The 22,114-nt window shown below is 73.2% G+C and carries 12 protein-coding genes and 1 pseudogene; 7 read left to right on the top strand and 6 right to left on the bottom strand.

Annotated features, from left to right (window positions below):
- Positions 1 to 170: 170 nt before the first annotated feature.
- Positions 171 to 3,032, bottom strand: a complete 2,862-nt coding sequence (locus tag H7H31_RS20950) for an ATP-dependent DNA helicase (protein ID WP_187060465.1) — start codon at positions 3,030 to 3,032, stop codon at positions 171 to 173.
- Positions 3,033 to 3,440: 408 nt separating this feature from the next.
- On the opposite strand from H7H31_RS20950, the gene H7H31_RS20945 reads away from it, so the two are divergent.
- From H7H31_RS20945 to H7H31_RS20925, 5 genes are all read left to right on the top strand, one after another.
- A complete protein-coding gene (locus H7H31_RS20945; protein ID WP_187060464.1) occupies positions 3,441 to 4,685 on the top strand; it encodes a C40 family peptidase in 1,245 nt (414 codons plus the stop codon).
- Positions 4,686 to 4,924: 239 nt separating this feature from the next.
- Entirely contained in the window at positions 4,925 to 5,365 is a 441-nt protein-coding gene (locus H7H31_RS20940) for an RrF2 family transcriptional regulator (protein ID WP_187117999.1), read from the top strand.
- A gap of 254 nt (positions 5,366 to 5,619) precedes the next feature.
- Positions 5,620 to 6,828: a globin domain-containing protein gene (locus H7H31_RS20935; RefSeq protein ID WP_187059613.1), complete on the top strand. Its 1,209-nt coding sequence runs from the start codon at positions 5,620 to 5,622 to the stop codon at positions 6,826 to 6,828.
- 227 nt (positions 6,829 to 7,055) lie between these two features.
- Positions 7,056 to 7,625: a Uma2 family endonuclease gene (locus H7H31_RS20930; RefSeq protein ID WP_187060364.1), complete on the top strand. Its 570-nt coding sequence runs from the start codon at positions 7,056 to 7,058 to the stop codon at positions 7,623 to 7,625.
- 211 nt (positions 7,626 to 7,836) lie between these two features.
- The gene (locus tag H7H31_RS20925) at positions 7,837 to 8,721 is read left to right on the top strand and encodes a polysaccharide deacetylase family protein (RefSeq protein ID WP_187060363.1); all 885 of its coding nucleotides are present in this window, start codon (positions 7,837 to 7,839) and stop codon (positions 8,719 to 8,721) included.
- Between the two features lie 299 nt (positions 8,722 to 9,020).
- Here the strand turns inward: H7H31_RS20925 and H7H31_RS20920 are convergent, their stop codons facing one another.
- The 3 genes from H7H31_RS20920 to H7H31_RS34155 form a co-directional block, all read right to left on the bottom strand.
- Positions 9,021 to 9,743 carry a LuxR C-terminal-related transcriptional regulator gene (locus tag H7H31_RS20920; protein WP_187060362.1) on the bottom strand — a complete coding sequence of 241 codons (723 nt, stop codon included), beginning with the start codon at positions 9,741 to 9,743 and terminating at the stop codon, positions 9,021 to 9,023.
- Positions 9,740 to 11,002, bottom strand: coding sequence for an ATP-binding protein (locus H7H31_RS20915; protein ID WP_187060361.1), 1,263 nt, complete (start codon positions 11,000 to 11,002; stop codon positions 9,740 to 9,742). Before H7H31_RS20915 ends, H7H31_RS20920 begins: the two co-directional genes overlap by 4 nt.
- 234 nt (positions 11,003 to 11,236) lie before the next feature.
- Positions 11,237 to 13,609, bottom strand: coding sequence for a protein kinase domain-containing protein (locus H7H31_RS34155; protein WP_372455995.1), 2,373 nt, complete (start codon positions 13,607 to 13,609; stop codon positions 11,237 to 11,239).
- A 256-nt stretch (positions 13,610 to 13,865) separates the two neighbouring features.
- On the opposite strand from H7H31_RS34155, the gene H7H31_RS20905 reads away from it, so the two are divergent.
- Positions 13,866 to 15,215, top strand: coding sequence for a PspC domain-containing protein (locus H7H31_RS20905; RefSeq protein WP_187061777.1), 1,350 nt, complete (start codon positions 13,866 to 13,868; stop codon positions 15,213 to 15,215).
- Positions 15,212 to 15,823, top strand: a complete 612-nt coding sequence (locus H7H31_RS20900; RefSeq protein WP_187061776.1) for a hypothetical protein — start codon at positions 15,212 to 15,214, stop codon at positions 15,821 to 15,823. The genes H7H31_RS20905 and H7H31_RS20900 overlap by 4 nt, the downstream gene beginning before the upstream one ends.
- A gap of 401 nt (positions 15,824 to 16,224) precedes the next feature.
- Here the strand turns inward: H7H31_RS20900 and H7H31_RS20895 are convergent.
- Together H7H31_RS20895 and H7H31_RS20890 are read right to left on the bottom strand one after the other, a co-directional pair.
- Positions 16,225 to 16,911: pseudogene (locus tag H7H31_RS20895) on the bottom strand (L,D-transpeptidase).
- Between the two features lie 120 nt (positions 16,912 to 17,031).
- A complete protein-coding gene (locus H7H31_RS20890; RefSeq protein ID WP_187061775.1) occupies positions 17,032 to 21,633 on the bottom strand; it encodes a SpaA isopeptide-forming pilin-related protein in 4,602 nt (1,533 codons plus the stop codon).
- Positions 21,634 to 22,114: the final 481 nt, after the last annotated feature.

Genomic DNA, 22,114 nt, shown 5'->3' with positions numbered 1-22,114 from the left:
CTCTCTCCAGCGCACGCCCCTCGCGCCCGCCGCGCCGGGCGCTCGCCTCATGGCGCGAGCGCCCCACGTCCGCGCGAACACCCCGCCCCCGCCCGTCCATCGGGCCACCCGCACCGGCCGCCCAAACGTCGAGCCCGGCGCACGGTGGGCCCGCGCGCCGGGGCGTACGGCTAGAGCTTTTCCACCGGCGCGTACCGCAGCAGCAGCCGCTTGGGCTTCTCCTCGCCGAAGTCGATCGTCGCCTCGGCCGCGTCGCCGCTGCCCTTGACCCCCACGACCGTGCCCAGGCCGAACGAGTCGTGCGTGACCCGGTCGCCCACGGTCAGCGAGACCACGGGGCGGTCTTTGACCCGGCGGGTGGCGAAGGCGTTGCTGGTGCCCCGGCCGCCGGAGCGTGACGACGCGGACAGTGACGAGGAGAGCGAGGAGGCCACCGAACCCATCGAGGCGGACGGCGTCGCCGAGCCCGTGCGCTTCCAGGTCAGGTACTGGTCGGGGATCTCGTCGAGGAAACGGGACGGCGGGTTGTACGCGGGCTGGCCCCAGGCGCTGCGCATGGTGGAGCGGGTGAGGTAGAGCCGCTCGCGGGCGCGCGTGATGCCCACGTACGCCAGGCGGCGCTCCTCCTCCAGCTCCTTGACCTGGCCGAGCGCCCGCATGTGCGGGAAGACCCCGTCCTCCAGGCCGGTCAGGAAGACCACCGGGAACTCCAGGCCCTTCGCGGTGTGCAGGGTCATCAGCGTGATCACGCCGGTGCCCTCCGCGTCCTCGTCGGGGATCTGGTCGGAGTCGGCGACCAGCGCCACCTTCTCCAGGAAGTCCGCCAGCGTGCCGGTCGTGGCCCCGGCGCCGGCAGCCACCGCGTCCTCGGGCCCCGCGACAGCGGGCCGCGTCGCGCCCGGCGCCGCCACGGCGTCCCGCTCGGCCGGTCCGCCACCGGTCCCCGCGTTCGCGCCCGCCCCGGCCTCGGCGTCCTGCGTCACCACGCCCTGGGCCACCGCGGCGGCAGCCGCCTCCTCGACCGCGGCCACGGTCGCCGCGGTCTCGCCCGCGCCGGCGCCGCCGGCGTCCGCGGCCGGCTGCGCCTCGGCGTCCACCGGCTCGCCCGGGGTCACGCCGCGCTCCTGCTCGAACTCCAGCGCCACCGCCGCGAGTTCCTGGAGGTTCTCCACCCGCGTCTCGTCCTGCGGGTCGGTGGACGCCTGGAGTTCGGCGAGGTAGCCGGTGCGCTCGAGGACCGCCTCCAGGACCGTGGCCGGCCCGACGCCGGACTCCACGATGGTCCGCAGGTCCTCGAGGAGCACGTTGAAGCGCTTGACCGCGTTGACGGAGCGCGCGGCCATGCCGTACGCCTCGTCGACCCGGCGCAGCGCCTGCGCGAAGGAGATGCGCTCGCGCTGCGCCAGCGCGTCGATCATCGCCTCGGCGCGCTCGCCGATGCCGCGCTTGGGGACGTTGAGGATGCGCCGCAGCGGCACCGTGTCCTCGGGGTTGGCGAGCACGCGCAGGTACGCGAGGATGTCGCGGACCTCCTTGCGCTCGTAGAAGCGGACGCCGCCGACGACCTTGTACGGCAGGCCGACGCGGATGAAGACCTCTTCGAAGACGCGGGACTGGGCATTGGTCCGGTAGAAGACGGCCACGTCGCCGGCGCGGGCGTCGCCCGCGTCGGTGAGCCGGTCGATCTCGTCCGCGACGAACTGCGCCTCGTCGTGCTCGGTGTCGGCCACGTACCCGGTGATGGTGGCGCCGGCGCCGGCGTCCGTCCACAGGTTCTTCGGGCGGCGGTTCTCGTTGCGCTCGATGACGGCGTTGGCGGCGCTGAGGATGGTCTGCGTGGAGCGGTAGTTCTGCTCCAGCAGGATCGTCGTCGCGTTCGGGTAGTCCTCCTCGAACTGGAGGATGTTGCGGATGGTCGCGCCGCGGAACGCGTAGATCGACTGGTCCGCGTCGCCCACCACGCACAGCTCGGCGGCGGACTCGGCCGGCCCGACCAGCTCGCGCACCAACGTGTACTGCGCGTGGTTGGTGTCCTGGTACTCGTCCACCAGCACGTGCCGGAACCGGCGGCGGTAGTGCTCCGAGACGTCCGGGAACGCCTGGAGCAGGTGCACCGTGGTCATGATGATGTCGTCGAAGTCGAGGGCGTTGGCCTCGCGCAGCCGGGCCTGGTACATCGTGTACGCCTCGGCCAGCGTCTTCTCGAAGCCGCCGCCGGAGCCCGCGCTGTCGCCGCCCACCTGCGCGGCGTAGGTCTCCTCGTCGATGAGCTCGTTCTTGAGGTTGGAGATCTTGGCGCTGAAGGACTTGGGCGGGAACCGCTTCGGGTCCAGGTCCAGGTCGCGGCAGACGAGGGCCATCAACCGCTTCGAGTCGGCCGCGTCGTAGATCGAGAACGAGGACGTGAAGCCGAGCTTCTTGGACTCGCGGCGCAGGATGCGCACGCAGGCGCTGTGGAAGGTGGACACCCACATGGCGTTCGCGCGCTGGCCCACCAGGTCCGTGACGCGCTCCTTCATCTCGCCCGCGGCCTTGTTCGTGAACGTGATCGCCAGGATCTCGCCGGGGTGCGCGCGGCGGGCGCCCAGCAGGTGCGCGATGCGGTGGGTGAGCACCCGGGTCTTGCCCGAGCCGGCGCCGGCGACGATGAGCAGCGGCGATCCGGCGTGCACGACGGCGGCCCGCTGCTGCTCGTTCATCCCCTCGAGCAGCGCGGCCGGATCCACGGCCGGGCGGGGCGCGCCGTTGCGGTAGTACGCCTCGCGCTCGCCGTACGGCTCCGGCTCCTCGCCGTACGCCTCGGGCCCCGCGCGGCCGGCGCGCTCGCCGAAGCCGGCGGCCGGCCCCGGGCCCGCGCTCGGGGCGAGGTCCCAGCCCTCGAACAGGTCGTGCGGGACCTGCTCCGGGGCCTGGCCCGCGGGCACCGTCGGGTCGCCCGGGGCGTCCTCGGGGATCTCCTGCTCCTCGGGCGGGGGCTCGCCGCCCGCCCGAGCAAGATCCGCCAGGAAGTCGTCGTCAAAGAGGCTGCTCATCGCGAACCGAGTCTAGGCGGCACCACTGACAACCCGCACCGCCCTTCCCCGGACCCCTTGCCGACATGTCGAACTCCAGCCTTCCCAGCCACCCGCGCCATTGGCTACGGTGCCTGGTCATGGCGGCCCGTACCCCCGTCGGCGACAGCGTCGGCAACGGGCGGCCCGCGCCGAGTTCGGCCCCGAGAGGTGGCCGGAGCCGGGGACCCACCGTTCCCCGCGCCCTACGGGAGTTCCCCAAGGGCGGGGGAAGTACCACCGGGGTGAATCGGACCGCATCCCCACGTGCGGACCGTAGGGCAATCCCTTCCCTCCCCACGCGCTCGGCGACGCCCGTCCCCTAGCCGCGCGGAGCGCCCGAACCCGACAGCTAACCCGGTAGGCGGTCCACGGAAGGAGTCGCCTCCCTTGGCGTCACACCGCAGGTCGCGGCCCCGGCTGGGCATGCCGTCCGGTCGTCGCACCGCCGCCGGCCTCACCACGGCCGCGCTCGTCTCCCTCGCCCTCCTCGCCCAGGTCGCGCCGCCGGCCACCGCCGCACCGCGCGAGCCGCGCCCCTCGGTCGAGGAGGTGCGGCAGCGGGTCGACACGCTGTACCGCGAGGCCGGCAGCGCCACCCAGGCGTACAACGGGGCCAAGGAACGCACGGACGCGCAACAGGCCCGGGTGGACGAACTGCTCGGGGACGTCGCCGAGCACACCGAGCGGGTCAACGAGGCACGCCGCAAGCTGGGGTCCTTCGCGGCGGCCCAGTACCGCAGCGGAAGCGCCCACTCGACCGCGACGCTGCTCCTGGCCGCCGACTCCAAGAGCCTCTTCGACCAGTCGCACCTGCTGGCCCGGATGACCAGCCGGCAGCAGCGGGCGCTGACGGACTACGAGGCCCGGCGGTCGGCGGCGGCCACCCAGCGCGGCAAGGCGACGCAGAGCCTGGCCTCCCTCACCGCCGCGCAGGAGGACCTGCGGGCCAAGAAGAAGTCCGTGCGGGCCAAGCTGGCCGAGGCCCGCAAGCTGCTGTCCAGGCTGACCGCCGAGGAGAAGGCCAGGCTGGCGGAGCTGGAGCGCAAGAAGCAGGCCGAGGCCGAGCGCAAGGCCAGGGAGTTGGCACGCCAACAGGCCGAGAAGGAGCGCGAGGAGCGGGAGCAGCGCGAGCGGGAACAGCGGGAGCGGGAGGAGCGCGAGAACAGCGGCGACACGAGCGACGGCGGTGGCACCGGCGACGGGAGTGGCCAGGGCGAGGACGCGGGCGCCGGCGACGGCTCGGGCGACATCCGCCCGAGCGACCCCGCTCTCCCGGCCGACACGGCGAAGGCACAGCAGGCGATCGACTTCGCGCGGGCGCAACTCGGCAAGCCGTACGTGTGGGGCGCCACCGGCCCGGACTCGTACGACTGCTCGGGACTCACGCGGGGCGCGTGGCAGGCCGCCGGGGTGGCCCTGCCGCGCACCACCTGGGACCAGGTCAAGGTGGGCAAGCGCATAGCCACCACCGACCTCGCCCCCGGTGACCTGGTCTTCTTCTACGAAGACAGCAGCCATGTGGGCCTCTACATCGGCGAGGGCCAGATGATCCACGCGCCGAGGCCCGGGGCCAACGTGCGGATCGAGTCGATCTTCACGATGCCGCTGTACGGGAACGTGCGGCCGGCCTGACCCGCCGGATCTCCGTCCGCGGAGCGGGTCCGTCTCCCACGCGGGGGCGGGCCCGCTCGCCCGTGGGGGGGCAGGGCGTGGCGCCCGCCGGGCGGCTGGGGGGAGGGCGCCGGGCTGCTTGAGGAAAGGTGGCCACCGAGGCCGCTGGGGGGCGCCGGGTCGCTCACCGAGCGGGCACGGGGCGACGGGGGACACCCCCCAAAGACGAATCAAAGAGTCGCATTCCATAGAATCGCGGCGTGCGACTGACCAAGGCCACCGATCTGGCGCTCCGCGTCGCGATGCGCCTCGCGGTGCTCGACGCGGAGAGCGCGCCGACCACCCGCGAGGTGGCCGACGCCGTCGCCGTGCCGTACAGCCATGCCGCGAAGGTCGTCACCCGGCTGCGCCACCTCGGCGTGGTCGCGGCCCGGCGCGGCCGGGGCGGCGGGCTGGCGCTGACCTCGACCGGGCGCGCCGCGTCGCTCGGCTGGCTGGTGCGCGAGCTCGAAGGGGCGGGCGACGTGGTGGGGTGCGAGGACGATCCCCCGTGCCCGCTGCGCACGGCGTGCCGGCTGCGCAGCGCGCTGCGCCAGGCGCAGGAGTCCTTCTACGCCACGCTCGACCCGATCACCATCGCCGACCTCGTCTCCGCCCCGACCGGCCCCGTCCTCCTGGGCCTCTCCCCCCGCCCCACGTAACCCCCGACCACACCAGCCGACACCCGCCACTCGACCACCACGCGCCGCGTCCACCACGCGACGCGCGGGCCGCGGTGGGGCTCGGGCGCGCCTGACCGCGGCCACCGCGCGCCACCGCGCCGACGCGCCCGCGCCCACGTCGCCCCACTCCCCCGCCCTCCTCCGACCGGCCCTCACGCCGGCCTCCTCGCAAGCCCCCTCCGCGAAAACTCCCGACCTAAAAGAAGAATCTCAGAATCTAATTTGGAGTAGCCATGCTGTCCGAGAAGTCGGCCGTCGCGGTCCGTGCCACGCTGCCCGCCGTGCACGGCGCGCTCGACGAGATCGCCGCACGCTTCTACGACCGGCTGTTCGCGGCCCACCCCGCGCTGCTGCGCGACCTGTTCAACCGTGGCAACCAGGCCAACGGGGCGCAGCGGCAGGCGCTCGCCGGCGCGCTCGCGGCGTTCGCGACGACGCTGGTCGGGCCCTCGCCCACCGCGCCCGACGAACTGCTCGGCCGGATAGCCCACAAGCACGCCTCGCTCGGCGTCACCCGCGACCAGTACGACGTCGTGCACACCCACCTGTTCGCGGCCATCGCCGAGGTGCTCGGCGACGCCGTCACGGAGGAGGTGGCCGCGGCCTGGGACGAGGTCTACTGGCTGCTCGCCGACTCGCTGATCGCCGCGGAGGGCCGGTTGTACGCGGCGGCCGGCGTGGCCGAGGGCGACGTGTGGCGGGAGTACCGGGTGGTGGAGCGCACGCCGGAGGCGGACGGCGTGGTGAGCTTCCTGATCCGGCCCGCCGACGGCACGCCGCCCCCGCCGTCCCGGCCCGGCCAGTACGTCTCCGTACAGGTCGAACTGGACGACGGGGCCCGCCAGATACGCCAGTACAGCGTGAGCGCGGCACGCCCCGAGGGGCTGCGCCTCACGGTCAAGGCCGCCGCCGGCGAGGGCGAAGGCGCGCCGGACGGCGCGGTCTCCACACATCTACACGCCCGCGTACGCGCCGGCGACACGCTGCGCGTCAGCCTGCCGTTCGGCGACGTCACGCTCGACACACGCGACGACGGCCCCCTCCTGCTGGTCTCCGCCGGCATCGGCTGCACGCCGCTGATCGGCATGCTCGACCACCTGCTGACCACCGGCGCGGCGCGACCCGTGGTCGCCGTACACGGCGACCGGACCGAACACACCCACGCCTTCCGCGAGGAACTCGACGCCCTGGTACGGAAGTTGCCGGACGCCGTAGCCCACGTCTGGTACGAGAAGCCGACCGGCCCCTGGCCGCCCGACCGCACCGGACGCGTCGACCTGTCCGCCCTCCCGCTGCCCGACCTCCCTCGCACCACCGCCTACCTGTGCGGCCCCCTCCCCTTCCTCCGCGCGACCCGCGCCCAACTCCGCACCCTCGGCCTGCCCGCGAGCCGCATCCACTACGAGGTCTTCGGCCCCGACCTGTGGCGGGGCGAGGAGTAGGGAGGAGGGAGTAGCGGAGTCGGGCGCGGCGGAAGGGGGCGGGGCGCGTGGGGTGCGGGCCAGCGCGCGGGGAGCATCCGCTCGCACGGGCGTGCCGCCATCGCCCGACCGCTCCCCGCACGCCCGAGGTCTGGTCCGGCCTACCCGAGATGAGTCCGGCTCGCCACGACGTGGGCTTGAATCGTCGCGCCAGCCGACCTTGGCCCACGCGAACAGGCGGTACGACGATGGACTACGCACGCATGCGGGAGATCGGCGAAGAACTCGCCCGGCATGCCCCCGACCCTTTCGTCGGCTACGAGATCGTCGGGGATCAGATCGTGATGACGATGCCCCCCGGACGGCTACACGCGTTCATCGCGTGGCTGATCCGTGAGCAACTGGCAGAACAGTTGCGGGAGACCTCTCCGCGGCTGATCGCCCACACCAGAGGAGAGGTCGCAGACCCGACCATCGGCCGGCTGCGGAGGCCGGATGTGCTCGTGGTGCCGTACGACGTCTTCACCAAGCGGACCATGGATCCCTTCGAGCCGGCGGACGTCGCGCTCGTCGCCGAGATCGTCTCCCCGTCCCACCACACCAACGGCTACCTGGACAAGATGGCGGAGTACCCGGCGATGGGCATTCCGCTCTACCTCCTCGTCGACCCCCGCAAGGGCACCGTGGCCGCGCTCTCCGATCCCGGCCGCGGACCTGACGGGCCGCGCTACCGCACGCGCAGCGACTACGTGTTCGGTGACGTCGTCACCGTGGGGAGTTGGACCGTGGACACGACCGACTTCCGTACGTACCCGTAACGGCGCGGGGCCGCGCCGGCCAGGGCGCGTCCCCGCACCGGCACAGGGGTGCGGCGGAGCCGACGCCCCCCTCTCGACGCGTCGCCCCCGGGCGGCGCGTCACGCCCCGCGAACCCGCCGGCCCATCGCCCGCGAGCCCCCCTCCCGGACGCATAACGCCAGGAGGGGGGTGTATGAACTTCGTGTATACACGGCTTGTACAGTGCTCGGCATGCTCTCTGAACCTCCCATATCCGGCGCGCCCGACACCGTTGTCTCCGCTTCCCCCCAGGACTCCGCCGCGCCGGCCTCCGAGGCGCCAGCGACCGGCGGGCGGCGCTCCCGGAGCCGGCGGCTGCGGGCCTCGGGCACGGCCGTGGCCGCGGCCGGCGCGCTGTCCCTCGCGCTCGTGCTGAGCGGCTGCTCGTCGGAGCAGACCGATACGACATCGCCGGCTTCCGCGCGGTCCAAGGCCGGCGACGACGCCAAGGGGAAGCAGGGCACGGTGGACTGCGCGAAGGCCAAGTGCATCGCGCTGACCTTCGACGCCGGCCCCGGCAAGGACACCGGGCAACTCCTGGACACGCTCAAGGACAAGAAGGTCCCCGCGACCTTCTTCCTGCTCGGCAAGAACCACGTGAAGAAGCACCCCGACCTCGTACGCCGGATCGCGGCGGAGGGTCACGAGGTGGCCAACCACACCTGGTCGCACCCCCGGCTGACCGACCTCGAACCCGACGAGGCCCGCAAGGAACTGGCCCTCACCCAGGACGCGATAGAGGAGATAACGGGGCGCAAGCCGACCCTCATGCGCCCGCCGCAGGGCCGCACCAACAAGGACGTCTCCAAGGTCAGCAAGGAACTCGGCCTCTCCCAGGTGCTGTGGAGCGTGACCGCCAAGGACTACTCCACGACGGACTCCGCGCTGATCAAGAAGCGGGTCCTGGACCAGGCCGACCGGGACGGCATCATCCTGCTGCACGACATCTACGACGGCACGGTGCCCGCCGTACCCGGCATCATCGACGCCCTGCACAAGCGCGGCTTCACCTTCGTGACGGTGCCCCAACTCATGGCCCCGGCCGTGCCCCAGCCCGGCGAGGTCTACCGCCCCTGAGCGGAGTTCCCCGCTCCTGAGAGCACCCGTGAGGGCAGCGCAGCCGCGTGGGCGGCCGCCCACGCCGGCCCCGGGTCTGGCCTCGGGCTCCTCACCGCCGGGCCGTGCCCCGGGCCCCGCTGCGGCGGGCTCCCGCGCCGGGCGCGCCCGGCGCGGGGCTCCCCGGGTGCTGTTCCCCGGGCGGCGCCCCGCAGGCGGGTTGCGCCCGCGGTGGGCCGGCAACCGGGCCGACGTACCGGCGGTAGGTCCCCGAGGGCCGGAAGGGCCGGGGCAGTTCCCGACGAGCGGGGCCGGCTCGCTCAGACCAGTCGGCGCGCGGTGGCCCAGCGGGTCAGCTCGTGCCGGTTGGAGAGCTGGAGCTTGCGCAGCACCGCGGAGACGTGGGACTCGACCGTCTTCACGGAGATGAACAACTGCTTGGCTATCTCCTTGTACGCGTAACCGCGCGCGATCAGCCGCAGCACCTCGCGCTCGCGCTGGGTCAGCCGGTCCAGGTCCTCGTCCACCGGCGGCGCGTCCGTGGAGGCGAAGGCGTCGAGGACGAAGCCCGCGAGGCGCGGCGAGAACACCGCGTCGCCGTCCCGCACCCGGAAGATCGCGGCGACCAGGTCGGTGCCGGTGATGGTCTTGGTGACGTATCCGCGGGCGCCGCCCCTGATGACGCCGATGACATCGTCGGCCGCGTCGGAGACCGACAGGGCCAGGAAGCGCACCGGGTTCGCCGCGTCGCCCATCAGCGCGGCACTGCGGCGCAACACCTCGACGCCGCCGCCCCCGGGCAGGTGCACGTCGAGCAGCACCACCTCGGGGCGGGTGGCGGCGATGACGCTGACGGCCTGGTCCACGTCGGCCGCCTCGCCCACCACCTCCACGCCCGTACGCTCGGTCGCGCCGATCTCGGCCTGTACGCCCGTACGGAACATCCGGTGGTCGTCCACCAGCACGACCCGGACGTGCCGCTCGGCTCCCGCCGTGCCCTCCGTGCCGCCACTGCCTCCGGTGCCCGTCACGCCTTCGGTCATGTCGCGACCCTCTCCATCTCAAGTTCCACTTCGGTGCCCCCGTCCGGCGCGGAACGCAGCCGCGCCGTGCCGCCGTTGCGCTGCATTCTGCCGATGATCGACTCGCGTACGCCCATCCGGTCGTCCGGCACCGCGTCCAGATCGAAGCCCGGGCCCCGGTCCCGCACGGACACGAAGACCGTACGTCCCTCCACTTCGGCGAAGACCTGCACGGCACCGCCCTCGCCACCGTACTTGGCCGCGTTGACCATCGCCTCGCGCGCGGCCTGCATCTGCGCGGCCAACCGGTCGTCCAGCGGGCAGTCGCCGACGCACACCACCTCGACGGGCACGCCGTGGTAGTCCTCGACCTCCGCCGCCGTGCTCTTCACCGCGTCCGCGAGCGTCGCCGGCTCGTCGGCCTCCTCCTTCCCCCGGCCCTCGGGCCGGTTCAGCCAGGCGCGCAGCTCGCGCTCCTGGGCCCGGGCCAGCCGGGTGACCTCGCGCGCGTCCTCCGCGTTGCGCTGGATCAGGGTGAGCGTGTGCAGCACCGAGTCGTGCACGTGGGCGGCGACCTCGGCGCGCTCCTGGGCCCGGATGCGCATCAGCCGCTCCTCGGACAGATCCTGGGCCATGCGCACCAGGTAGGGCCCCGCGAGCAGGGCTATGCCCACGAGGACGGCCAGCGCCGCCTGGAGCACGGCGCCCAGATGGCGGGCCGAGCCCTGCATCACGACGATGCCCGTCACCCCGGCGCTGACCAGCACGACACCCGCCGCGCCACGCGCGATCGGCAGCAGCCGCTTGCGGCGGCTGAGCTCCACCCACTGCGCCCGCCGCGCGTTGTCCGCCTGCCGCCACACCAGCGCCACGCCCGCGCCGATCAGCAGCAGCGGCCAGACATAGGCGTTGGCCCGGCCGAGTTGGAAGCTGCTGACGAAGATGGCCATCCCCGCCACGACCGCGACCAGGGCGAATATCTGGCCCTTGTCCGGCTTGCGGGCCAGCAGCCTGCGCTTGCCGTCCCGGCCCGTGACGGCCGCGGGCCGCGGGGCCTCCACGCCGCCGACGCCGAGCGGCACGACGAACCAGAACAGGGCGTAGAGCAGGACGCCGAACCCCTCGGCCATGAGGAGCGCGAGGAACACGATGCGGACCCAGGAGACCGGCAGCCCGAGATGGCCCGCCAGCCCCCGGGCGACGCCACCCAGCATCCGCCCCTCGGCGCTGCGGTACAGCTTGCGCAGGGGTGGCTCGGTGGGGGGTGCTGCGGCGGTCATGCCCCGATCGTCACACGAGGGCCGCTGCCCGGACATCAGGGCTGACCCTGATCCCGTACGCCGGAACCCGGAGGCTCACCTAGGGGCGCTCGTCAGGGCCTCCCGCGCGCCCCCTCTGACCTGCCCCGAAAGGGGCCCGCTCAGGCCGCCGCCGACCGCCCCGGCCCCGCCCACCACCGGCCAGCGGCCAGCGGCCAGCGGCCAGCAGAACGGTGATGGCGGTGGCGGTGATGGTCAGGAGCCGGTGCCGGCCGCCGCGCCCTCCGCCCTCTTGACGTCGTCGGCCGTGTGGAAGCTGTCCTTGATGACGTCGAAGATGGGCCGGTACTCCGACCACTGGTCGCTCGGCCCCGACACGTAGATGGCGTACTCCTCCTTGCCCACCTCGCCGAAGCCGAGGTCGATGCCGCGGAACTCCCTGGCCTTACCGCGGAAGGAGAACTCCCAGATGGCGGCGGGGTCGCCGCGGAACGTCGTGCGCTGCATGCGCAGCCGCTTGAGCGTGGGCTCGCGCTCGCGCCACTGCGCCTCGATGTCCTCGAAGTGCTCCAGGTGGTCGGAGCTGGCGAAGTCCAGCACGTTGATCTTTATGCCGACCTTGCCGGTGGGGTCCACGTAGTCGACCTGCTCGCCGGTGCCCGACTTGCGCGTCCAGCCGTCGGGAACCGGGAACGAGACGCCCAGGTCCTTCTCGTGCACCAGGTGGTAACCGGCCGGCACCGGGGATGGCTTGGGCTTCGGCGCGCCGGGCTTCGCCGGGCCCGCTCCGTCGCTGCCGGGCCGCTGCGACGCGCTCTGCCGCGCGCTGGTCCGCGCCCCGCCGTCGTCCTTGTCGCTCGACGCCAGGTAGACGACCACGGCGCCGGCGCCGGCCGCGATCACTCCCACGGCCACCGCCACCCACAGCGTCGCCCGCCCGCGCCGCCGCCCGCCCGCGCCGCCCGCCCCGTCCGGCACGCCGATCGAGGTGGGTGCGGTGAGCGAGGACGAGCGGCCCGCCGACGCGTGACCTGTCTGGGGGCGCGCCGCCGACGTCTGCCCCACGGACGCGTGCCCCACGGGCGTGGGACGGTTCTGCGCGTGGGGGTGGGGCTGCTGCGGGGACGGCGCGTGCTGGAGGGATTGCGCGGGCTGATGCGACTGCTGGGGCTGCTGCGGCTGAGCAATTTGGTGGGACTGATTCGGCTGGTGCGGCTGGTGGGACTGAGGCGACCGGCCGGCCTGCTGTGATTGCTGTACGTGCTGTGGCTGTTGGGACTGGTTCGGCTGCTGCGGTGAGTGAGTCTGCTGGCGATCGGCCCGCAAGCGGGTGGGAACGGTACCGACGTCCGAGTGCGGCCCGCCCGGGGTGGGCGTGTGGGGGTGGGCCGGGTCGGGAGTGTCGCGTGCGGCGAGTGGGGCGCTGCCCGGCGTCGTCCCGGAGGCCGCGTTCCCGGTGGCGGCCGGCGTCGCCTCGGGGGTCGGAGCCGCCCCGGCGGCCACCACGCCCTCGTTGATACGCGTCGGTGCCGTGACCGGCGCGAGGTTCGCGGTGGCGTCTGGGGCGGCCGGTGCCACGGCGTCAGGTGCGGTACGTGCTGCTGCCGCGTCAGGTGTGGCGCGTGCGGCGTCCCGCTCCGGCAGCAGCGATGACCGCATCAGCTCCGTCTCGGCCTCGGCGGCGGCGGCCCGTAGCGTCCACTCCACCGTCTCCGCCGACGGCCGCGCGTCCGGGTCCTTGTCGAGCAGGGCCTCCACGAGCGGGGCGAGGACGCCGGCGTGGCGCAGCGGCGGCAGCTCGTCCACGGCGATCGCGTACGCCGTCTCGAACGCGGTGTCCTTACGGAACGGAGGCCGCCCCTCCACCGCCTGGTACAGCGTCGCGCCCAGCGCCCACAGGTCGGACGCGGGGCCGGGCTTGCCGCCCTTGACGCGCTCGGGGGCCACGTAGTCGATGGAGCCGACGAGTTCGCCGGTCTTGGTCAGGGTGGAGGTGCCGGAGGCGACGGCTATGCCGAAGTCGGTGAGCACCACCCGGCCGTCGCCGAGCGGGCCGCGGCCCACGGCGCGGTGTCCGCCGCTGGTCGCGTGGTCGCCGGGGTCGCCGTCGGCGTGGTGGCCGGGGCCGTGGCTGCCGCCGGTGCCCAGGAGGACGTTGCCGGGCTTGACGTCCCGGTGCAGCACGCCCGCCGCGTGCGCGGCCCGCAGGGCGGCGATCATGCCGCGGCCGATCCTGGCGGCCTCCTCGGGCTCGATGCGGCCCTTGCGCTTGAGCACGTCGGCGAGGGTCGTGGAGGGCACGTACTCCATCACGATGCACGGCACGCCGCGGTCGTCCACGACGTCGTGCACCACGACCACGTTGGGGTGGGCGATGCGCGCGGCGCTCTGCGCCTCGCGCCGCGTCCGCTCGTACAGCGTGGCCAGTTCGTCGTCGGCCAGGTGCGGCGAGATGTGCAACTGCTTGATGGCGACCTGACGGCCCAGCAGTTCGTCGGCGGCTCTCCACACGGTGCCCATACCGCCCCGGCCGATCCGCTCCACCAGCCGGTACCGCTCGGCGACCAACCGCCCCTCGTCCGACACCGCACACCCCTCTACTTCCCCCGGCACCGTTCGAACGGCCACGATAGCCGCCTCCTTGCCGTATCCCCGCCTTGCGTCGCACGTCGTGCCCCCTGGGAGTGCTCCCCAGGCTGCGGAAAACAACGCGGAATCGAGCCCTCCGCCTCGCCCGGACCGTCTCCCGACTTCGCGTCCCCATCGATCGACGGGGGCGCGCGGTGCGCCCGAGCGCCCCTTGGGGGTGGGTCGGGGGGATCTCAGGGAACGGCCAGGGTCATGGCGGCTGCCATCTGGCGAGCCGGGTTGACACCATGGACGCATGACCGACGCACCCACCGCCGAGGACGGCGCCGCGGGCACCCCGACGACGCCCGGCGGCGCCACGGCCACCGAGCCAGGGCCGCCCGCGCGCGAGCCCCTGCGGCGCAGCCGTGAGCACAAGGTGATCTCGGGCGTGTGCGGGGGCCTCGGCCGGTACTGCGACCTGGACCCGGTCATCTTCCGCGTGGTGCTCGCCGTGCTCGGCGCGGCGGGCGGCCTCGGCCTGGTCGCGTACGGCTTCGCCTGGCTGCTCATCCCGAGCTACGGGGAGGATGAGAACGAGGGCAGGCGGCTGCTGTCCGGCCGCGTCGAGGGTCCGGCGCTGACCGCGGTGCTGGCCGCCCTGGTCGGCTGCGGCCTGTTCCTCTCGATGCTCAACAACGGCAGCGTCGTGGGCTTCGCGATGATGGTCTCGCTGGCCGCGGTCGGCGCGGGGTACTGGTCGCGGCACCGGCGCCACGCGGAGGGCGACGGCCCGGTGGACCCGGCGACGGCGCAGGCGGTCGCCGACGCGCCGCCCGAGACGCGGGCCCCGCCCGTGCCCGGCTCCCCGTCCTGGTGGCGCGACCCGATCGTCAAGGACGGCACCACGGGTCTGCCGGGCGCCATCCGCCCCGTGACGGTCACGGCCTATCTGTGGGGCCCCGACGACACCCCGTACGAGCGGCGCGCGGGCTCCTCCGCCAGCCCGCCACCCGCCCCGCGCGGCGAGGGGATCGGCGGCCGGATGTTCCTGCTGGCCACGTGCGCCGCCGTGATCGGCGTCAGCGCCACGTGGAGCACCCAGCCGCTCGGCACCAGCCTGGAGACAGGGCTGGCGTGCGCGCTGGCGGTGTTCGGCGTCGGGCTCGCTGTCAGCAGTCTGTACGGGCGCACCAGCGGCGGCACGATGGTCTCCGTGGCGCTGACGGCCGCGCTGCTCGCGGGGGCCGCGGCGCTGCCGAAGTCGGTGACCGCCGACTGGCGCGAGCGCACCTGGCAGGCCACCGAGCCGGCCGAGCTGCGCGATCGGTACGAGCTGGGCACCGGGTACGCCAAGCTCGACCTGACCAAACTGCGCCCGGGCCGCGGCCGTACGCTCGGCACACACGCCTCGGTCGGCGCGGGCAAGTTGCGGGTCGCGGTGCCCGCCGACGTGCAGCTACGGCTCACGGTGGCGGTGGGCTTCGGCGACATCCAACTCCCGGGTGAGCGCGGGGACGACGTGGACGTGGCGCCCCGACGCTCGCGCGAGGTGACCGTCCAGCCGCAGGCCGGTGGCAAGCCGCTGCCGGCAGCGAAGACGCGCGGCACGCTGGTGCTCGATCTCGACGTGGGCGTGGGACAGGTGGCGGTGGTACGGCCATGAAACGGCACACCTTCGAACCGGGCCGACTCATCGCCGGCGCCGCGGCGCTCGCGGTCGGCGTCGGGTACGCGTTGGACGCGGCCGGCACCTGGGACCCACCGCCCTTCGCGCTGCTGCCGGCGCTCGGGGTCGGGCTGGTGCTCGCGGCGCTGATCACAGCGATGACCCACGCGCTGCGCCGCCGCCGCAACCGCGCCCGGCGCATCGAGGCCGCGACGAGCACGCCGTCGCCCGAGGAACTCGCCATGGCCTGGCACCGCAGGGCACACGCCGCTGCCTACGCACCCTGGGTGGACGGGGCGGAACGCAGCCCGCACGGTACGGGGAGCACGGCGGAGGCGGTGAGCACGGCGAGGCCAGCGAGCACCGCGCAGCCGAAGCCGGCCCCCCAAACCGTCGACACGGACCCCACAACCACGGACCGCCCGGACACTGGCCCCGCGAACTCCCACTCCACGGACACCGGCTCCACCGGCACGGCCCCCACCCGCACGGACTCCACCAGTCCCGACCTCACCACCAGCCGTACCGACATACGCCCGGACCGGTACCTGGACCGGGACCCGGCCCCGGACCCGGATTCAGGCCAGGGTCCCGACGGCGGGTAGGGCAGCCACGGGCGGGCGGCACCTGACAGGTCGCCCAACGTCCCAGCACCCGGTCTGCCCGACGCCCGCCCCAACCGCCGATGGCCCGGCACCGATCCCAACCACCCGACACCCGGCGGCGGGAGACCCCGCACCTACCACCCACGCCCGCCGCCTCGCACCGGCACGCGCACCCGCGAAGCGGTCATCCCGAGTGGGCGATGCGGGCATCCGATCCGAGCGAAGCAGGCACCCGGAGGAGGCGAAGCAGGCACCTGCTGGACGCGAGGCAGGCACCGCGCGGAAGGTGAGCGGCCGGCCCGAGCGGGGCCGGGGGAGCCGGCGTGTGGCGGATCGACGCATGGCAGCCCGGCGCGAGGGGCGGCGCGGGGGCGGTCGAGAGCTGGCCGGAGCGGGGCCGGTCAGTCGGCGGTGCCGGGCTTGGTGCCCCAGACGTAGACGCGGTCCTTGAGGTGGAGGAGGTCCCAGAGCGTCGCCGCGTCCTTGACGGTCAGGTTCACGCAGCCGGCTGAGCCGCCGCCGTCGAAGAGGTCGCCGGGCCTGCCGTGCAGCGCCTGGCCTCCGTCGAAGCACTGGGCGTACGGCATGGGGGCGTTGGCGTAGAGGGTGGAGACGTGGTCCTTGCTGCGGGAGTAGATCGCGTGCTAGCCGGGCCGGGTCTCCTGGGCGTCCCGGCCGGTGCGGATCGGTACGGGGCCGAAGTCCAGCCGGTCGCCGGTCTGCATCCACAGCAACTGTCGGTCCATGTCAACGCAGGTGACTCGGAAGGAGCGAACCGGGCAGTGACCAGCGGCATTCGGGCGGTGCGCGGCCCGCACCGCGACCAGCGTGCGATACGTGCCGAGGTCGGCATAGCCGTCCGTGCGGGCGGTGCCGTGCTCGGCCTGGAAGGCGCGGATGGCCCGGCAGTCCGCGGCGGACTGCCGACCGTCGACGGGCCGACCCAGATGTTTCTCCAGTGGGCGCTGGTAGGGCCCGGTGGGGGCGGTGCACGCGGCACCGGCTGAGGCTGAGGCAGCGGAGGCGGGTGCGGCGCCGGCCAGTGCCGTCGCCGCACCGAGAAGTGCCGTGGCCGCGACAGCGGCCACGGCACGGGGAAGACGGACAGGGCGCACGTCACAACCTCCTGGGAGAACGTTCCGGAGCCCTGTCAGTGCAACACCGGGCCGGTTCGGCCGCCCAGTCATGGACGGCCGAACCGGTGAGCGTCAGGAGCGCGAGTTGGCGTGCGGCTGGTGCTCGCCGCCCTTGCCGTGGTCGCCGCCCTTGCGGTGCTCGTCGGCCTTGTGGTGGTCGCCGTTCTTGTGGTTCTTGTCGTGCTTCTTGTTCTTGTTGGGGGTGCTGTGGTGGTCGTGACCGTGGTTGTTGTCGTCGTTGCGGCGGCCGTCCTTGCCGTGCTGGCCGTCGTTGTGGTGGCCGTGCTGGCCGTTCTTGCCGTGGTGGCCGTTCTTGTCGTGGTGACCGTTCTTGTCGTGGTGACCGTTCTTGTCGTGGTGGTGACCGTTGTTGTGGTGGTGGCAGCTCTTGCCGTGGTCGCCGTGGTTGCCGTGCTCGCCGTGGTGGCAGTCGCGGCCGTGCTCGCCGCCGTGGCCGTGGTCACAGCACTTGCAGTGGTCGCAGCACTCGCACGGCGGCTGGGGCTTGCAGTCCTTGCCCTTGCACGGCTCGCCGCGCTTGTTGGCCAGTTCCACGGTGACGCCCTCGGAGCTGTTCTCCTTCGTCACCTCGTACGGGCCGGAGACGGGGTTCTCCGGCAGTTCGTACCCCTCGGGGACGGCCGTCTCGCGGAGGTAGTACTCCCCGACCGGAAGGCCGTCGAAGGTGCACACGCCGGCCTTGTCGGTCGAGCAGCCCCGGTCCTGACGGGTGTCGGGGTTGTCGCCCCTGGTCTGCAGGCCCGCGACGCCGTTGGTCTCCCGCCACAGTTCGAAGACGGCGCCCGCGAGCGGCTGCCCGTGCTTGGCGTCCTTCTTCAGCAGCTTGATCGAGCCCTTGCCGGGAGGCGTGGCCTTGCGGGTGTTCTTCGCTTCGACCCGTACACCGGCCTCGGCGTTCTCCTCGGTCAGCGTGAGCGGACCGAAGGTGGTGTCGTCCGGCAGCTCGTAGCCGTCGGGGGCTTCGTTCTCGACCCAGTAGTACGTACCGAGGCTGGTGGCGTCGGCGCACACACCGCTGGCCGGGGTGGTGCAGGTGGAGACCCGGGTGTCCGGGTCGCCGCCCGTGGTCTGCAACCCCTCGGTACCGTTGCTCTCCCGCCACAGCGTGAACTCCGCACCCGCCAGCGCGTCGCCGGTCTCGGCGTCGGTCTTGAGCACGCTCACCTCGCCGGTGGTGGGCTCCGGCTCGGACGAGCGGTGGTTCGCCGCCTCGATGCGGACCCCGGTGTCGGCGTTGTCCTCGGTCAGCGTGAGTGGGCCGAAGACGTTCGGGTCGGGCAGGTCGTACCCGTCGGGAGCGGCCGTCTCCTCCCAGTAGTACGTACCGAGTTCGGTCGTGTCGGCACACACACCGCTGGCAGGCGTCGTGCACGCCGAGACCCGGGTGTCCGGGTCGGCGCCCGTGGTCTGGAGCCCGGGCGTGCCGTTGCTCTCCCGCCACAGCACGAACTCGGCGCCGGCGAGCGGGTCGCCCGAGTCCGAGTCCGCCTTCAGCACGCTGACCTCACCGGTGCCGGGGGGCACGGTCGAAGCGGTGTTCGCCGCCTCGACCCGCACGCCGGCCTCGGCGTTCTCCTCGGTCAGCGTGAGCGGTCCGAACACGTTCGGATCGGGCAGCTCGTACCCGTCGGGAGCGTCGGTCTCCTCCCAGTAGTACGTGCCGAGGCCCGTCGTGTCGGCGCAGACGCCGCTGGCGGGGGTGGTGCAGGTGGAGACCCGGGTGTCCGGGTCACCGCCCGTGGTCTGCAACCCCTCGGTGCCGTTGCTCTCCCGCCACAGCGTGAACCCGGCGCCGGCGAGCGGGTCACCGGTCTCGGCGTCGGTCTTGAGCACGCTCACCTCGCCGGTGGTCGGCTCCGGCTCGGACGAGGAGCTGTTCGCCGCCTCGACGCGTACGCCGGTGTCGGCGTTGTCCTCGGTCAGCGTGAGCGGTCCGAAGACGTTCGGGTCGGGCAGGTCGTACCCGTCGGGAGCAGCGGTCTCCTCCCAGTAGTACGTACCGAGTTCGGTCGTGTCGGCGCAGACGCCGCTGGTGGGGGTGGTGCAGGTGGAAACCCGGGTGTCGGGGTCGGCGCCCGTGGTCTGGAGCCCGGGCGTGCCGTTGCTCTCGCGCCACAGCGTGAACTCGGCACCCGCCAGCGGGTCACCCGTTGCCGCGTCCGTCTTCAACACGCTGACCTCACCGGTGCCGGGCGGCACGGTCGTCGCGGTGTTCGACGCCTCGACGCGTACGCCGGCGCCAGCGTTCTCCTCGGTCAACGTGAGCGGGCCGAAGACGTTCGGGTCGGGCAGGTCGTACCCGTCGGGAGCAGCCGTCTCCTCCCAGTAGTAAGTACCGAAGCCGGTCGTCTCGGAGCATTCGCCGCTGGCCGGGGTCGTGCACTCCGAGACCCGGGTGTCCGGGTCGTCACCGGTGGTCTGGAGACCGGCCACGCCGTTGCTCTCGCGCCACAGCACGAACTCCGCGCCCGCCAACGGGTCACCCGAGCCGGCGTCCGTCTTGAGCACGCTCACGTCACCGGTCACCGGCGGCTCGGGCGAATCCGTGTTCTCCGCCTCAACCCGCACACCCGTATCAGCGTTCTCCTCCGTCAACGTCAACGGACCAAACACCGGATCGGCAGGCAACTCGTAACCATCCGGAGCCGCCGTCTCCTCCCAGTAGTACGTACCGAGACTGGTGGTGTCCGCACACACACCACTAGCGGGAGTCGTACACGTGGAAACCCGGGTGTCCGGGTCATCGCCCGTGGTCTGCAACCCCTCGGTACCGTTCGTCTCACGCCACAACGTGAACTCCGCACCCGCCAACGCGTCACCCGTCGCCGCATCCGTCTTCAGGACGCTGACCTCACCGGTCGTCGGTGGCACCGGGGTGGAGCTGTTCGACGCCTCGACGCGTACGCCTTCGGCGGCGTTCTCCTCGGTCAGCGTGAGCGGGCCGAAGATGCTCGGGGTGGGCAGGTCGTACCCCGGGGGTGCCGCGGTCTCTTCCCAGTAGTAGGTGCCGAGGCCGGTCGTCTCGGAGCATTCGCCGCTGGCAGGCGTCGTGCACTCCGAAACCCGGGTGTCCGGGTCATCGCCCGTGGTCTGGAGCCCAGCCACGCCGTTGCTCTCCCGCCACAGCACGAACTCCGCGCCCGCCAACGGGTCACCCGAGCCGGCGTCCGTCTTCAACACGCTCACGTCACCGGTCACCGGCGGCTCGGGCGAATCCGTGTTCTCCGCCTCAACCCGCACACCCGTATCAGCGTTCTCCTCCGTCAACGTCAACGGACCAAACACCGGATCGGCAGGCAACTCGTACCCGTCAGGTGCCGCCGTCTCCTCCCAGTAGTACGTACCGAGACTGGTGGTGTCCGCACACACACCACTAGCGGGAGTCGTACACGTGGAAACCCGGGTGTCCGGGTCATCGCCCGTGGTCTGCAACCCCTCGGTACCGTTCGTCTCACGCCACAACGTGAACTCCGCACCCGCCAACGCGTCACCCGTCGCCGCGTCCGTCTTCAGGACGCTGACCTCACCGGTCGTCGGGCCGGGGCCGGTACCGCAGTCCGGCAGGTCACCGTTGAACGGGTACGCGTGGAACTCCTGGCCGCCGCCACCGGTCGCCGAGCTCGTGTGGGTCAGCGAGCCGGTGGTGAACATGCGGCCGTTGACGCCGGGGAGCGTCACCGTGGTCGTCGACGTCTGCTCACCCACCAGGACGCTGCCCTGGAACTGGCCGCTGCCGACCAGGTCCACCGACGTGGCGTCGGGGAAGTTCCACAGCAGCCGCTCGCGGTAGGCGTTCAGCGGGTCGTCGTCGGTGATGCCACCGCTGTAGGTGTTGATGGTGCGGTCCGCGCCGACGATGTTGACGAGGATCGTGGCATCGGCCGGGATGCCCGCGAAGGCGATGCCCTGCGCGCCACCGCCCGCCCCCACCATGTCGAAGTCCACGTTGAACACCTGGAGCGAGGAGGTGCCGTCGCCGGTGAACAGCGTCTGGTAGCCCTGGTTGACCGCGGTGCCCGTGGCGGGTCGCGGCGCGCCGTCCACCCGCGCGTAGCAGCGGCTGGCCGCCGTGAGCTCGTCCCGCAGGGCGGTGTACGGCGCGACCGCGTCACTGTCCTGGATGGTCGTGCCCCGGACGGTGCCGGTGAGCGTCCCGGCGTGCCGGACGATGCCCTGCTCACCGACGACGCCGCCGGTCGTGTCCAGGACCTGCCCGGGCGCGATGGTCACGTCGCCACCGGTGCTCAGGAAGTCCGAGCCGTCCGGCGGCGGGACACGCGAGCCGACCCCGACGATGCCGAGGTTGTAGAGGCCGCCGGTGACGGCGTCCTTGTTCTGGTCGAAGTTGTCGAGCACGACCACGCGGCCCTCGGCCTCGGCCGCCCGGCCGCGCACCAGGAAGTCGTCGCCGACGAAGATGTTGATCGCGTCGTCCCGGCCGTGGAAGGCGTCGTTGTTGACCGGCGGGAACGGGTCGGGGCATGACCCCGGCACACACGGGCCGAGGCCGCCCGGCAGGGGCGCCGCCGCCGCTGGCGGTGCGCTCAGGCCGAACGTCAGGATGGGCACGGCCGTGGCGACCACGGCACATGCGACGCCGGCGGCGCCGGCGCGTGATCGGAGCGCGGCTAGGCGCTCGGAGATGGGTCTCATGCGCGGCATCGTGCGTACCCGCGCGAGGTGCGGCGGCCAGTGACACGGGCGCTTGCGCCGGTCACCTGGACGATCCCACCCATACGGGCTGATTAACGCCAGTCGTGCTTAGGCCGTTCGTGCCGGCTGACCGCGCTTGTGCGCCCCGGGGCGCACGAGTGCGCGCGAAGCCGGTCGCGGGCGGCCGGCCACCGCTCCGATGCGCCGTCGGCCCGGCCCACCAGTGCCCCGGCCCCGTCCCGGGTCGGCCCCGCCGCACCGGTGCCGGCCACCACGCCGCCCGCCCCACCGTGCCGCGCCACGAGGGGCCCGCGATGGTACGAGCGGATCGCGGCGCCCGCGCGGCGAAGCTCCGCCGCTGCCGGGTCCGCGTGGTGCGCTCTGGCCGGCCGTGGTACGGCCTCAGGCCGGGGCCCGGAGCGGGGCCGGCCGAAGACGCGACGGCCCAAGCCCGCCGGGGCGCGTAACGGCCGAACGCCTG

This window comes from Streptomyces buecherae, assembly GCF_014295035.1.
GTDB classification, from domain to species: Bacteria; Actinomycetota; Actinomycetes; order Streptomycetales; family Streptomycetaceae; genus Streptomyces; species Streptomyces youssoufiensis.
The sequence above is the reverse complement of the archived record's forward strand: the minus strand, read 5'-3'. Positions and strand labels throughout refer to the sequence as shown.

What these genes read in the sequence shown, in the direction of transcription:
- H7H31_RS20950 (WP_187060465.1), bottom strand. Translation starts at nt 3,032, where the DNA reads ATGAGCAGCCTCTTTGACGACGACTTCCTGGCGGATCTTGCTCGGGCG.
- H7H31_RS20935 (WP_187059613.1), top strand. Translation starts at nt 5,620, where the DNA reads ATGCTGTCCGAGAAGTCGGCCGTCGCGGTCCGTGCCACGCTGCCCGCC.
- H7H31_RS20930 (WP_187060364.1), top strand. Translation starts at nt 7,056, where the DNA reads ATGGACTACGCACGCATGCGGGAGATCGGCGAAGAACTCGCCCGGCAT.
- H7H31_RS20925 (WP_187060363.1), top strand. Translation starts at nt 7,837, where the DNA reads ATGCTCTCTGAACCTCCCATATCCGGCGCGCCCGACACCGTTGTCTCC.
- H7H31_RS20920 (WP_187060362.1), bottom strand. Translation starts at nt 9,743, where the DNA reads ATGACCGAAGGCGTGACGGGCACCGGAGGCAGTGGCGGCACGGAGGGC.
- H7H31_RS20915 (WP_187060361.1), bottom strand. Translation starts at nt 11,002, where the DNA reads ATGACCGCCGCAGCACCCCCCACCGAGCCACCCCTGCGCAAGCTGTAC.
- H7H31_RS20905 (WP_187061777.1), top strand. Translation starts at nt 13,866, where the DNA reads ATGACCGACGCACCCACCGCCGAGGACGGCGCCGCGGGCACCCCGACG.
- H7H31_RS20900 (WP_187061776.1), top strand. Translation starts at nt 15,212, where the DNA reads ATGAAACGGCACACCTTCGAACCGGGCCGACTCATCGCCGGCGCCGCG.
- H7H31_RS20890 (WP_187061775.1), bottom strand. Translation starts at nt 21,633, where the DNA reads ATGAGACCCATCTCCGAGCGCCTAGCCGCGCTCCGATCACGCGCCGGC.